This is a genomic window from Bacillus marasmi (genome assembly GCF_902168435.1).
GTDB lineage: Bacteria > Bacillota > Bacilli > Bacillales > Cytobacillaceae > Bacillus_BU > Bacillus_BU marasmi.
Genome location: NZ_LR656194.1, coordinates 1 through 13,870 on the forward strand (window position 1 = coordinate 1; position 13,870 = coordinate 13,870).

A 13,870-nucleotide genomic window follows, 5' to 3' on the forward strand; every position below is an offset into this window, starting at 1 on the left:
CAGGGTAAAGGGTAAATTTGAAAAAATTACAACTTTATTAACCCACCTCAGATAATTGTGTACAATGCTTCACAATCCCACTTAAATATAATACGTTCTTTAAAGATGTTCCTCCATTAAATGGCCCGATTGTTTAATAAAGCAAAATTATACACATTTAACTAAATTGAAGGTTTTTCAGTACATTTACAAAACTTTAACCCTAAATAAGCTAAATCATTACAGTTGTTCTTCGTTATCGCCCCATAGGTAGATGATCTCTTTGAAAATTTGCTCTCTAATTTGCGGTTTTATCATTGCTTCGGTTGCTAAATCAACCTTAATGCCTAATTTATCCTCTAAATAATATTTGATTGACAAGAATTCTAAACCGAGTGCTTTCTCAGATTCAATAAAAACATCTACATCGCTTGATGCTTTTTGTTCATTACGAGCATATGAACCAAATATGCCAAGTTTTATAATTCCGTATCTCTCTTGTAAAAAATTTTTTGATGCCGTTATTTGTTTTTCTAATGCTTGTTTTGATATACCTCCCACCAACAAACTCACTCCTCTTCTACCCACTTTTTCAATTCCGAATCTTCTTTTACGATTTGTTCAATTAAATTATTTAGCTCCTTGTCTTTTATGTTCGCTTTTAACCGTTCTTGTATCTCTTTTACTTCTTATTTAAACTCTTTACTACACACTTTCAGCGCTCCTCTATAATTAAGTTAATTTACATACATAATTGAATTCACAACTGATTGTTTCACTTTTCAAGAATTTTTCAAAGATAACCCCCGTCCAAAGTTCAATAAATATATTTAATATCATAATTAAAAATTTTTAAATTGTCTTAAAAGGAATTTTTAACATTCCCTTTGGAAATAATGTTCTTTCAGTAACACAAATATACTTTGAAAGTGAGGCTGTTGAATGAAAGGACATTTTTACAGAAGAGGCTGTAAGTGCAAAAAGAAAAAATGCACTTGCGGTTCAAAATGGGCTTTCACCGTTGATATTGGATTAGATCCAGTGACCGGCAGAAGAAAGCAAAAGGTTAAAAGCGGCTTTAATACTAAACAGGAAGCTGAAGAAGCTGCCGCCGCTCTCATTCACGAATTAAACCAAGGTACCTATTTAGAGGAAACAGAAAAAACGTTTAGTGACTTTACAATGGAGTGGCTTCCTATCTACAGTGATTCAAAAGACGTAAAGCCCGGAACGATTCGAGTACGACTTCATGAAATCGGAAAGTTATTGCCCTACTTTGCCAAACTTAAGTTAAAAGACATTACAAGAAAGATGTATCAAGATGCTCTAAATGATCTTAAAGACCGAGGTTACTCAGATAGTACAAGAGATGGGATTAATCGTACAGGAAGAATGATTTTCCGAAAGGCACTAGAACTAGAGCTACTTAAAAAGGACCCGACTGAATTCGCTTATGTGAAAAAAGATAAAAAAACGATTGAACAGTTGGAAGAAGAGGAAGTACCTAAGTACCTTGAAAAAGAAGAGCTTGCTTTACTTTTAGAAACAGCTAAAGCCAATGACCGCGAACATGATTACTTAGTTTTTTTGATATTAGCCTATACAGGCATTAGGGTTGGAGAATTAGTGGCCCTTAAGTGGAAGGATATCGACTTTAGAAACTACACAATTAGCATTACCAAAACATATTACAATCCCAAAAATAATGCCTTGGAATATCAGCTAGTTACACCGAAGACGAGAAAATCTCGACGAAAAATTATTGTGGACGAAGAAGTGATTGATGCTTTAAAGGAGCATCAAAAGGTGCAAGATGAAGTCATCAAGCGGTTAGGTGCTGCTTACCATAACAAAGACTTTATCTTTGCTAAAATGGAACGGCATTATGGTTATCCTATTGTCGTTAAAAACGTACGAGATCGAATGAAACGACTACTTGCTATTGCTGGCCTAAATGAAGATTTAACACCGCATAGTCTAAGACACACTCATACGTCGCTTCTTGCTGAGGCTGGTGTCTCACTTGAACAAATCATGGACCGTCTTGGCCATTCCGATGATCAAATCACGAAAAATGTGTATCTCCACGTTACCCAAGAAATGAAAAAAGAAGCCTCTCAAAAGTTCGCTGAACTCATGAGAAGCCTCCGTTAATTTCCTCTATGTTAGCAAAATGTTAGCAAACCACTCTCATCTTACTTAAAAACCCAGTCATACCAATGGTTTGAGGGGGCTATTACATCATGCCGCCCATTCCACCCATGCCGCCCATATCAGGCATCATTGGTGCTGCTGGTTCTGGCTTGTCAGCCACTACTGCTTCAGTAGTTAGGAACATAGCTGCTACAGATGCTGCGTTTTGAAGTGCAGAACGAGTTACTTTAGTTGGGTCAACGATACCAGCTTGGATCATGTTTACCCATTCGCCAGTTGCAGCGTTGAAGCCTGTTCCAACTTCTTCATGCTTTAAGCGCTCAACGATTACGGAGCCTTCAAGACCTGCGTTGTGAGCGATTGTGCGTAATGGCTCTTCCATTGCGCGAAGAACGATGTTTACACCAGTTGCTTCGTCGCCTTGAGCTTCGATTGCAGCAACTTTATTGTATACGTTAAGAAGGGCAACACCACCACCAGATACGATACCTTCTTCTACTGCTGCGCGAGTAGAGTTAAGGGCATCCTCGATGCGAAGTTTGCGCTCTTTTAATTCAGTTTCAGTAGCAGCACCAACTTTAACCACTGCCACACCACCTGCTAATTTAGCAAGGCGTTCTTGTAATTTTTCACGGTCAAATTCAGAAGTAGTTTCTTCGAATTGTACGCGGATTTGGTTAACACGAGCTTGGATCGCTGCAGTTTCGCCAGCACCTTCAACGATTGTAGTGTTTTCTTTTGTAACTACAACTTTAGAAGCGCGACCAAGTGATGCGATTGTTGCAGATTTAAGGTCACGGCCTAGTTCTTCTGTGATTACTTCTGCACCAGTTAGGATAGCGATATCTTCAAGCATTGCTTTACGACGGTCACCAAAGCCAGGAGCTTTAACAGCAACTGCGTTGAATGTACCGCGAAGTTTGTTCAATACTAATGTAGATAATGCTTCACCTTCAACATCTTCAGCGATTAGTAATAATGGCTTACCTTGTTGAACAACTTGCTCAAGCACTGGAAGGATTTCTTGGATGTTAGAAATCTTCTTATCAGTGATTAAGATATATGGATTTTCTAACACAGCTTCCATTTTCTCAGTGTTCGTTACCATGTAAGCTGAAGCGTAGCCACGGTCAAATTGCATACCTTCTACTACGTCTAGTTCAGTAGTGAAACCTTTAGATTCTTCGATTGTGATAACACCATCGTTACCAACGCGCTCCATAGCTTCTGCGATTAATTGACCAACTTCTTCGTCAGCCGCAGAAATAGAAGCAACTTGCGCGATAGATTCTTTGCCTTCGATTGGCTTAGAAATTGCTTGTAATTCAGTTACAGCAGTAACAACCGCTTTTTCGATACCTTTGCGGATACCCATTGGGTTTGCACCAGCTGTTACGTTTTTAAGACCTTCACGAATCATAGCTTGTGCAAGAACTGTTGCAGTAGTAGTACCGTCACCAGCAACATCATTCGTTTTGCTAGCTACTTCAGCAACAAGCTTAGCACCCATGTTTTCGAATGCATCTTCTAATTCGATTTCTTTTGCAATCGTTACACCATCATTTGTGATAAGTGGTGAACCGAATTTTTTCTCAAGAACCACGTTACGTCCTTTTGGTCCAAGTGTTACTTTAACTGCATCTGCTAGAGTATCAACACCGCGTAGCATCGCGCGACGAGCTTCTTCACTAAATTTAATGTCTTTTGCCATCGTAAAAATTACCTCCTCTTAATATATAAATGAAGTTCTATTTATTAATCTGTCGTAACGATTATTGGCCAACTACAGCAAGAATATCGTTTTCACGTAAAATTAAGTATTCTGTACCTTGGTATTTTACTTCTGTACCAGAGTATTTTGAGAAGATAATGCGATCGCCTACAGCAACTTCTACTGCCACACGCTCGCCGCTATCAAGTACACGACCTGAACCAACCGCTACTACTTTTCCTTCTTGCGGTTTTTCTTTTGCAGTGTCCGGTAGTACGATCCCGCTTGCAGTTTTTTCTTCTGTTTCAACAAGCTCAATAACAATACGATCACCAATTGGCTTTAACAAGTAAAACAACCTCCTCAATTGATTTGCAATTATTTAATTATCAGCACTCTCTCTACTTGAGTGCTAACACAATTATTATAATAAATAATTACTCTTGCTTTTGCAAGAGTGACGCATAAAAATTTTCCTTTTTTACATAAATACTAAGCAAATTCCACAAACCAAAACGAATTACAGGATAAGTTAATTTTAACGTTTTACAAAAACTCAACCTTAAAGAGTATGCTACATATTTCCAATTTTATTCTTATACAATTAAAAATAATGAAGATAATAGTCTTTATTTGAATCATAGAGCACTTTATGAGTAAAATTAGAGGTATTGCACCAGTATTTTTAAAGGAGAACACAAATTTGAAAAAGGAATATGGATTTGTCTTAATTGCCTATATCACCATGCAGCTTTCTAGCTTCATTGGGATTCCATTAGTAACTTTTATCGGCACTAGTCTTGGTAAGTCAACCGCAGAAATGAGAAGCTTATCCGTGCCTATTTGGCTTGTCGCCAGCTTTTCCATTACATTGTTGTTTGTTTTATGGATTTTACGAAAGGAATATAACCAAACCGAAACTCGCGATAAAGCAAAAATGGGTCTCGGAGCATCTATATTTTGGGCCATTTCTGGGATCTTTATCGCACTTTTTGCACAAGGCTTAGCAGGAAATATCGAGGCGATGATGGGGATTAAAACCGGCTCTGATAACACGAAACAAATCATTCATATTATTGAAGCTTTCCCAATTATGGTTTTTGTCAGTTCGGTAATTGGTCCGATTTTAGAGGAAATTGTGTTTCGTAAAATTATCTTTGGAGCACTACATCAACGTTTAAATTTTTTTCTTTCTGCACTAATTAGCTCAGTTATTTTTTCTTTAGCGCACATGGAGATAGAGCATACACTGCTTTATTCTGCGATGGGCTTTACCTTCGCCTTTCTATATGTAAAAACAGGCCGAATCATCGTCCCTATTTTTGCCCATGTTGCCATGAATACGTTCGTCGTCCTTATCCAATCAGTATTTAAAGAAGATATCGACCGATTCATTGAACAATCAGAAAAAATACAGAGCTTTATCGGAGGTATCCTATGAGAAGGTCACCATTAATTTCTGGGTTCATCCATATCATTCTTGCTTGTCTATTCACATATTTTGCGATCGAAAACGTAAATGAATATGGCTGGGACTTTTTCAGCTACATTCTTATCTTGCTCGCCACCTTTGATTTCGGCACTGGCATAAGATTAGTCGGTCTGCATTTTAGAATAAAAAAAATCATAGAACAAAAAAAATGAGCCATTTTACAGGCTCATTTTTTTGTTATTCTTCTACTTCAACCTTTGGATAATGTTTTAAGAAATAAACTAGTGATTGTAATTCAACTGCCAAGTCAATATGGTGAACACGAATATTTGAAGGAACATTTAATCTTGCTGGTGTAAAATTCAATATCCCTTTGATGTTAACATTTGCAATCCGATCAGTAATCGTCTGTGCTACCGGTGCTGGAATAGTTAAAATTGCTACATGGATATCTTCTTCAACAATCCGTTTCTCCAGTTCATCCATGTGATAAACAGGAACATCGCCAATTTTCGTTCCAACCTTGGCTGGATCCACATCAAAAGCTAACTCAATTTTCGTATTATTATTTTTTAAGAAATTGTAGTTTAGGAATGCTGTACCCAGATTTCCTACACCTATCAAGGCAACCTTGGTAAGTTCATCCTGATCCAATGTTTTTCGGAAAAAGGTAAGCAAATAATTTACATTGTAACCATAACCTTTTTTCCCCAAAGCCCCAAAATAAGAAAAATCACGACGAATCGTTGCAGAGTCGACTTTCACTGCTTCACTAAGCTCTGCAGAAGATACCCGTTGTTTTCCTGATGAATGTAAATTCTTTAAGAAGCGATAATACAAAGGTAGTCTTTTTGCAGTGGCTTGTGGAATTTTAGTTGAATAATCACTCGACATAACCTAACCCTCTCCCATCGATTATTTCACTTTATTTTCTCTATGGTAATCGCCACTTTTGCCACCCGTTTTTTCAAGTAAATATGTTTTTCCAATTATCATGCCTTTGTCGACTGCTTTACACATATCATAAACGGTTAATGCACAAACAGAAGCAGCTGTTAACGCTTCCATTTCAACGCCGGTATTTCCTTTTGTTTTAACCTTTGCTGAAATATGCAAGGTGTAATCGTCACTTGTATTTGCTTCTTTTTCCCAGGCAAATGAGACATCCACTCCATTTAAAGGAATCGGATGGCACATTGGTATAATTTCCCATGTTTTTTTACAGGCCATCACAGCAGCCACCTGAGCAACAGCCAAAACGTCACCCTTTTTCATTTCATTATTGGTAATTCGCTGATATATCTCATTGCTGACTGTAATGCTGGAGCAGGCTTCCGCTGTTCGAACCGTTTCTGGCTTATGACTAACGTCTACCATCTTTGCCCTGCCCTCTTCATTAAAATGAGTAAATTCGCTCATATAATTTAACACCTCTCTAAGAGAATCATACACTATTTTTTCCAAGATGTGTGAAACCTCATGTATTTTTCTTCACAATCTCACAATTATTGCTGTGCTGTCTAGAATACGTTACACTAGCCTTATGTATTAGAGGTGAAGAAAATGATTTTATTACAGGTGAACCAATTAAATAAATATTATGGTGCTGACCTTATTTTATCCAATATAAAATTAGAAGTTCAAACGAATGACCGAATTGCTCTAGTTGGTCGGAACGGGGCTGGAAAATCCACTTTATTAAAAATTATTGCCGGACAAATGTCCCATGATTCTGGCGAGCTGATGAAACCAAAAGATGTGACGATTGGATACTTAGCTCAAAATACAGGACTGGAATCAAATCTTTCTATTTGGGACGAAATGCTCTCAGTCTTTGAGGCATTGCAAAATATGGAAAAGAAACTACGCCATTATGAAATGCAAATGTCTGACCCAGAGGTTTTTAATAATCCAGCCACTTACGAAAGAATATTAAAGGAATACGATGTGCTTCAGGTCCAATTTAAGGATATGGGCGGCTATCAATATGAAGCAGATATCCGTTCCGTTTTGCATGGGTTAAACTTTCATACATTTGATCATGCCACGAAAATCTCCAGTTTAAGTGGTGGCCAAAAGACGCGTTTAGCACTTGGTAAACTATTATTAACAAAACCAGATATTCTTATTTTGGACGAACCAACCAACCATCTCGATATTGATACACTGTCCTGGTTGGAAGGTTATCTCCAAGGATATGAAGGTGCCATACTAATCGTATCTCATGACCGCTATTTCTTGGACAAGGTTGTTAATCAGGTTTATGAAATATCACGTATGCAAATTAATAAATTTACAGGAAATTATAGCGCCTATCTTCAGCAGAAGGCTGAGAACTATGAACGAGAAATGAAACAATTTGAAAAGCAGCAGGATGAAATCGCCAAGCTCCAAGACTTTGTTGCGAGAAATCTAGCTCGTGCCTCAACGACAAAACGAGCGCAAAGCCGTCGCAAGCAGCTGGAGCGGATGGAGGTCATGGACCGACCGCTTGGTGATGAAAAATCTGCATCATTCTCTTTTGATATTGAAAAACAAAGTGGAAATGAAGTTTTAAAGCTTGAAAATATTGCAATTGGTTATGGTACAGAGAAAGTGAGCGAAAGTATTTCTCTTCGAATTACCCGCGGAGAAAGCATTGCTTTAGTTGGACCAAATGGAATTGGCAAATCAACCTTACTGAAAACGATTGTCCAAAAGCTGGAGCCGTTAGAAGGGCATTTTCAATTTGGGTCCAACGTCACCATTGGATATTACGACCAGGAACAGGCTGAATTAACCTCCAATAAGCGCGTCCTCAATGAATTATGGGATGAATATCCTTTAAAAAGTGAGAAAGAGGTACGGACCGTACTAGGGAATTTCTTATTTTCCGGTGATGATGTTTTAAAAATTGTTTCCACTTTGAGCGGTGGCGAAAAGGCAAGACTGGCACTGGCAAAATTAATGATGCAAAAAGCCAATTTCCTCATTCTCGATGAGCCAACGAACCATCTCGATCTTGATAGTAAAGAAGTACTAGAAAATGCATTAATCGATTACCCTGGAACGATTTTATTCGTCTCCCATGATCGTTATTTTATCAATCGAATCGTTACTAAAGTCGTCGAATTAAGTAAACATGGTGCGGTTCAATTCCTTGGCGATTATGATTACTTTGTGGAAAAAAAGCTTGAGCAAGCTGAATTAAAAGCACTTGAAGCTGCTGCCGACATGGGAAATAACGAGACTGTCAAAAGTACTCCAGCTAAAAGCAATTATCAGCAAGATAAAGAAGCCAAAAAATTAGAACGCCAACGGAAACGACGCCTCGAAGAAATTGAAGCAAGAATCGAAGTACTGGAAGCGTTGATTTCCAGTAATGAGGAGCTGCTTTGTGACCCAGAGGTATATCAAAATCATGAGAAGGTTAGTGAAATAAACTCACAATCTGAGGCTGCAAAGGCAGAGCTTGAAGAATTAATGGATGAGTGGGCTGAACTGGCTGAATAAAGAATTCTTCATGAGTTGATTTATCTGTTGCTTTTGTTGAGTTTTGAACTTATGAAGTGCTCATGAGTTCATTTCTCTCTTTTTTTTGTTGAGTTTTGAACTTATGAAGTGCTCATGAGTTCACTTCTCCCTTTTTTTTGTTGAGTTTTGAACTTATGAAGTGCTCATGAGTTCATTTCTCCCTTGCTTTTATTGAGTTTTGAACTTATGAAGTGCTCATGAGTTCATTTCTCTCTTTTATTTGTTGAGTTTTGAACTTATGAAACGCTTATGAGTTCATTTCTCCCTTGCTTTTTTTGAGTTTTGAACTTATGAAACGCTCATGAGTTCATTTCTCTCTTTTTTTGTTGAGTTTTGAACTTATGAAACGCTTATGAGTTCATTTCTCCCTTGCTTTTGTTGAGTTTTGAACTTATGAAACGCTCATGAGTTCATTTCTCTCTTTTTTTTGTTGAGTTTTGAACTTATGAAGTGCTTATGAGTTCATTTCTCCCTTGCTTTTATTGAGTTTTGAACTTATGAAACGCTTATGAGTACTTTATTAATTTTCATATATTGATTTCGAATTATAAAGTAAGCAAGCATTAGTAACATCATTTCTGATTTTACTAATGCTTTGTTTATTTCGCTACCTTCCGACAAATTTCATCAAGACTCCACCAAAGTTATCCAAAACTTACTAACATTTTTATTCACATTGAAATAGCTATTTTCGCAACATCCACAGGGGTTTTCCACATTATCCACATTTTTTGTCCGACTTATCCACATTATTAACACCTTGGGGATATTTATCCACAAAAATACTCCCCTGTTTCGAACAGGAGAGTAAAAGTGATTTATTATACTGTGGATAGCTTTTGTCGAATAAGCTTTTCATTAAATTTATCCTTCAATATCTAAGCCGGGATTCGCGTTTAATGCAAGATCCGATCGTTTTCCTTTTTCAAACATGACACTTCCCACTGCTGCAATCATGGCCGCATTATCTGTACATAGTGATAATGGTGGGATAACAAGCTCAATTTCAGGCAGGTCAGCAAAGCTTTCCGTTAATGCCTTTCTTAAACCCTTATTTGCTGCAACTCCTCCAGCAAGCAACACTTGCTTCACATCATATTGCTTTGCAGCTTTTAATGCCTTTGTAACTAATACTTCAACAACACTTTCTTGAAAGCTAGCCGCCAAGTCTTCCGGAGCAATCACTTCCCCACGTTGTTCAGCATTATGAACAGTATTTATTACCGCAGATTTAAGACCACTGAAACTAAAATCATAGGAATCCTCTTCAAGCCACGCTCTTGGTAGTTTAATCGTTGGCGATCCTTCATGTGCTAATCGATCAATATGTGGGCCACCTGGATATGGCATACTTAATACTCTTGCCACTTTATCATACGCTTCTCCAGCAGCATCATCTCTTGTTTCACCAATCACCTGAAAATCGCCATGCCCCTTCATATAGACCAACTCAGTGTGCCCCCCGGAAACCACTAAAGCAAGAAGCGGAAATTTCATTTCAGTTACAAGGCGATTAGCATAAATGTGACCCGCAATATGATGGACTCCTACCAAAGGAATACCGTTAGCAAACGCTAATGCCTTTGCAGCATTTACACCAATCAATAATGCCCCTACTAAACCCGGTCCTTCTGTAACAGCAATTGCATCTATATCTTGAAACGATATTTCAGCTTGTCTCATCGCTTCCTCTAATACAATCGTAACCTGCTCTACATGATGTCGAGAGGCGATTTCTGGGACAACGCCCCCAAATCTTTTATGACTTTCAATTTGCGAAGCAACAACATTTGCAATGATGTCACGACCGTTCTTCACAATCGCAACAGCTGTCTCATCACAACTAGTCTCTATTCCAATAATTAATTGATCTTTTTTCATAAATTCACCCACATTACTAGCGCGTCTTCTTGGTTATCTGTATAGTAGCCCTTGCGGATTGCCCCATCCATAAAACCTAGCTTGCGATACAATCCTTGCGCAACATAATTAGTTACGCGTACTTCTAAGGTCATTTTTTCTGCGCCTAGTTGTTTTGTTACGTCAATGACCTTTCTTAATAAAGCTTCACCAAGCTTTTTCCCTCTGTACTCTGGTAAAATCGCAATGTTAGTCACATGCGCCTCATCAACAATAACCCACACACCACAATAGCCAACGACACGATTGTCCTCTTCTATCACAATGTAAACAGCAAACTTGTTGTTAATTAGTTCATTAACAAAAGCCTCCTGACTCCATGGCGCAGAAAAGCTTTCATGCTCTATTGTTAATACGTCCTCTATATCCTTTATTTCCATATAACGAAAGGTTAATGATCCGTTCATTTTTCTCATCCCTTGTAAACTATTGCTTTCCTTTATTCGCCTCAAGCCATTTTGCTTCTGCTTCAGCAAGTCTTATGTAGTTCGGCACGAACGAATGAATATCTTCACCTGGTAAATCTTTTCCTAACAATGCCAATTCCGCAGGCCTTGGGTTTTGTTCAGTTACCTCTGCAAATAAAGCTTGTTCCCCGAGAATGTCCTCTATCGTTTGTCGATGAATTGGTAGGTCATTCCCAACAAATAAGATTTTTTCTGCTCGGTTCTTCAGTTCCGCTGCCCAGTCTTTTGATAAGACTAATTGGTCGTTTACGATTGACGTCAGTTGACCATTTTCATACTGATACAGCCCTGTGTAAACTTGGCCACGTCTTGCATCAAAAATAGGTGCGACCATCCCATTAAAATAACGCGCCGTTGGGGCAGCAAGAATCGCTAAGCTTGAAACACCGACTAATGGGATGTTTAAAGACCAAGCTAGAGTTTTAGCAATCGTCACGCCAATTCTTACGCCAGTATATGAGCCCGGCCCTTTTGCCACAACAATTTTTGTTAAGTCTGCTGGTGTTATTTCGCAATCCTTCATTAATTTTTCTATCGCTGGCATCACCCGAACAGAATGATTAATTTTTACATTGGTAACATACTCACCTAATACTTTTTCTTCATCAATGATTGAGATTCCCAAAACATAATTAGAAGTATCAATTGCTAATACCTTCATTAAAAGATCTCCTTACATAATTGCTCGTAACGCGTCCCTTGAGGCTCTAGAACAATTTTCCGTGATTGCTCTTCCTCATGGTAAAGATAGATTGTTAATAACTCTTCAGGTAACTGCTCTTTTATTAAGTGCGCCCACTCTACAACTGTTACACCATTTCCTTCAAAATATTCATCAAAGCCAAGGTCTTCAAAGGAATCTTCCACTCGATATACATCCATGTGGTATAACGGTAATCGACCTTGATATTCTTTAATGATAGTAAAAGTAGGGCTGTTTACTGTTCGACTAACCCCTAATCCTACTGCAAGGCCTTTAGTAAATGTTGTTTTACCCGCACCTAAATCTCCTTCAAGCGCGATTACATCCCCTGGCTGCAGCTTTTCTGCAAGTCGTTTTGCAAATTCTAATGTATGTTGGGGCTCTTTTGAAATGAATTGATATCCACCCATATTATTTATCACCTTATTTTTGAGTCTGTTGTAAGCATCATTTTCTTGGTTAAGAAGTTTATTAATTTTCCAAAGCTTATTATTACAAAAAAACCTTAGGATTTGCCCTAAGGAAAATTATTCTATATGTAGTGTACATGATTTTATTGTTTCAAGCAAAAACATATTGAGTACTTATTTTCGGTGAAAGCGTGCAAAGTAAGTGCTCGATACGCCTTATTGATTGCTTATTTTGGTGGTGCCTTGGAAATTAAGTACTCAATAGCCCTTATTGATTGCTTATTTTGGTGGTGCCTTGGAAAATACGTATTCAATAACCCTTATTGATTGTTTATTTTGGGTGGTGCTTTGGAAAATAAGTACTCAATTTTGCCCTTATTGATTGTTTATTTTGGGTGGTGCTTTGGAAAATAAGTACTCAATTTTGCCCTTATTGATTGCTTATTTTTGGTGGTGCCTTGGAAAATACGTAATCAATAGCCCTTATTGATTGCTTATTTTCGGTGGCACCTTGGAAAATACGTACTCAATACCTCTTATTGATTGCTTATTTTGGGTGGTGCCTTGGAAATTAAGTACTCAATAACCCTTATTGATTCCTTATTTTGGGTGGCGCCTTGGAAAATACGTAATCAATAACCCTTATTGATTGCTTATTTTGGGTGGTGCCTTGGAAAATACGTAATCAATAGCCCTTATTGATTGCTTATTTTGGTGGTGCTCTGAAAAATACGTACCCAATAGCACTTATTGATTGCTTATTTTGGGTGGTGCCTTGGAAAATACGTAATCAATAGCCCTTATTGATTGCTTATTTTCGGTGGCACCTTGGAAAATACGTACTCAATACCTCTTATTGATTGCTTATTTTGGGTGGTGCCTTGGAAATTAAGTACTCAATAACCCTTATTGATTCCTTATTTTGGGTGGTGCCTTGGAAAATACGTACTCAATAGCCCTTATTGATTGCTTATTTTGGGTGGTGCCTTGGAAATTAAGTACTCAATAACCCTTATTGATTGCTTATTTTTGGTGGTGCCTTAGAAATTAAGTACTCAATAGCCCTTATTGATTGCTTATTTTGGTGGTGCCTTGGAAAATACGTACTCAATAGCCCTAATTGATTGTTTATTTTGGATGTTGCCGTAAAAAAAACGTACTCAATACCTCTCATTTAGTACTTATTTTCGGCATCATCCTATAAAATAAGCACTTAATAGCACTTTAACATTCATTATGCGTAAATTGGACCTAACTAGCACTCCAAACCATGCTCCGAAAAATAGGCAAAAAAAAAGACGAAATATAATTTCGCTTTTTAATGGATTATTGCGGGGGCAGGATTTGAACCTGCGACCTTCGGGTTATGAGCCCGACGAGCTACCGGGCTGCTCCACCCCGCGTCGATAAAAAATAATATTGTTTGTATATGTGTTAACATAACAGCCCGGCAACGTCCTACTCTCACAGGGGGAGAGCCCCCAACTACCATCGGCGCTGAGAAGCTTAACTTCCGTGTTCGGTATGGGAACGGGTGTGACCTTCTCGCTATCGCCACCAGACTATTTTGTTAGAGAACTT

The 13,870-nt window shown here is 38.0% G+C and carries 13 protein-coding genes, 1 tRNA gene and 1 rRNA gene; 4 read left to right on the forward strand and 11 right to left on the reverse strand.

What is annotated here, in order from left to right:
• Nucleotides 1-219: 219 nt before the first annotated feature.
• The gene (locus FXW34_RS22375) at nt 220-540 is read right to left on the reverse strand and encodes a nucleotidyltransferase family protein (RefSeq protein ID WP_246141260.1); all 321 of its coding nucleotides are present in this window, start codon (nt 538-540) and stop codon (nt 220-222) included.
• 381 nt (nt 541-921) lie between these two features.
• Between FXW34_RS22375 and FXW34_RS22380 the strand changes: the two genes are divergently transcribed.
• Nucleotides 922-2,133 (forward strand): tyrosine-type recombinase/integrase, encoded by a 1,212-nt coding sequence (locus FXW34_RS22380; RefSeq protein WP_147536236.1) that lies wholly within the window; start codon nt 922-924, stop codon nt 2,131-2,133.
• A gap of 82 nt (nt 2,134-2,215) precedes the next feature.
• Here FXW34_RS22380 and groL read toward each other — a convergent pair whose 3' ends face one another.
• A complete protein-coding gene (gene groL, locus FXW34_RS22385) occupies nt 2,216-3,844 on the reverse strand; it encodes a chaperonin GroEL (protein ID WP_147536237.1) in 1,629 nt (542 codons plus the stop codon).
• Nucleotides 3,845-3,905: 61 nt separating this feature from the next.
• The gene (gene groES / locus FXW34_RS22390; protein WP_147536238.1) at nt 3,906-4,193 is read right to left on the reverse strand and encodes a co-chaperone GroES; all 288 of its coding nucleotides are present in this window, start codon (nt 4,191-4,193) and stop codon (nt 3,906-3,908) included.
• 354 nt (nt 4,194-4,547) lie between these two features.
• On the opposite strand from groES, the gene FXW34_RS22395 reads away from it, so the two are divergent.
• Nucleotides 4,548-5,285, forward strand: a complete 738-nt coding sequence (locus tag FXW34_RS22395) for a CPBP family intramembrane glutamic endopeptidase (protein WP_147536239.1) — start codon at nt 4,548-4,550, stop codon at nt 5,283-5,285.
• Nucleotides 5,282-5,488: a YdiK family protein gene (locus FXW34_RS22400; protein ID WP_147536240.1), complete on the forward strand. Its 207-nt coding sequence runs from the start codon at nt 5,282-5,284 to the stop codon at nt 5,486-5,488. The genes FXW34_RS22395 and FXW34_RS22400 overlap by 4 nt, the downstream gene beginning before the upstream one ends.
• Nucleotides 5,489-5,513: 25 nt before the next feature.
• Here the strand turns inward: FXW34_RS22400 and FXW34_RS22405 are convergent, their stop codons facing one another.
• Complete coding sequence (locus tag FXW34_RS22405; protein ID WP_147536241.1) at nt 5,514-6,170, reverse strand: redox-sensing transcriptional repressor Rex; 657 nt, start codon at nt 6,168-6,170, stop codon at nt 5,514-5,516.
• Nucleotides 6,171-6,191: 21 nt separating this feature from the next.
• The gene (gene moaC / locus FXW34_RS22410; protein WP_147536242.1) at nt 6,192-6,695 is read right to left on the reverse strand and encodes a cyclic pyranopterin monophosphate synthase MoaC; all 504 of its coding nucleotides are present in this window, start codon (nt 6,693-6,695) and stop codon (nt 6,192-6,194) included.
• 144 nt (nt 6,696-6,839) lie between these two features.
• On the opposite strand from moaC, the gene FXW34_RS22415 reads away from it, so the two are divergent.
• A complete protein-coding gene (locus FXW34_RS22415; protein WP_147536243.1) occupies nt 6,840-8,768 on the forward strand; it encodes an ABC-F family ATP-binding cassette domain-containing protein in 1,929 nt (642 codons plus the stop codon).
• A gap of 885 nt (nt 8,769-9,653) precedes the next feature.
• Here the strand turns inward: FXW34_RS22415 and tsaD are convergent.
• From tsaD to rrf, 6 genes are all read right to left on the reverse strand, one after another.
• On the reverse strand, nt 9,654-10,670 hold the full coding sequence (gene tsaD, locus FXW34_RS22420; protein WP_147536244.1) for a tRNA (adenosine(37)-N6)-threonylcarbamoyltransferase complex transferase subunit TsaD: 1,017 nt from the start codon (nt 10,668-10,670) through the stop codon (nt 9,654-9,656).
• The gene (gene rimI / locus FXW34_RS22425; protein WP_147536245.1) at nt 10,667-11,116 is read right to left on the reverse strand and encodes a ribosomal protein S18-alanine N-acetyltransferase; all 450 of its coding nucleotides are present in this window, start codon (nt 11,114-11,116) and stop codon (nt 10,667-10,669) included. The genes tsaD and rimI overlap by 4 nt, the downstream gene beginning before the upstream one ends.
• A gap of 19 nt (nt 11,117-11,135) precedes the next feature.
• A complete protein-coding gene (tsaB, locus tag FXW34_RS22430) occupies nt 11,136-11,837 on the reverse strand; it encodes a tRNA (adenosine(37)-N6)-threonylcarbamoyltransferase complex dimerization subunit type 1 TsaB (protein ID WP_147536246.1) in 702 nt (233 codons plus the stop codon).
• Complete coding sequence (gene tsaE, locus FXW34_RS22435) at nt 11,837-12,289, reverse strand: tRNA (adenosine(37)-N6)-threonylcarbamoyltransferase complex ATPase subunit type 1 TsaE (protein ID WP_147536247.1); 453 nt, start codon at nt 12,287-12,289, stop codon at nt 11,837-11,839. Before tsaE ends, tsaB begins: the two co-directional genes overlap by 1 nt.
• A gap of 1,329 nt (nt 12,290-13,618) precedes the next feature.
• Nucleotides 13,619-13,692, reverse strand: a tRNA-Met gene (locus tag FXW34_RS22440).
• A 42-nt stretch (nt 13,693-13,734) separates the two neighbouring features.
• Nucleotides 13,735-13,851: ribosomal RNA gene (gene rrf, locus FXW34_RS22445) — 5S ribosomal RNA — on the reverse strand.
• Nucleotides 13,852-13,870: the final 19 nt, after the last annotated feature.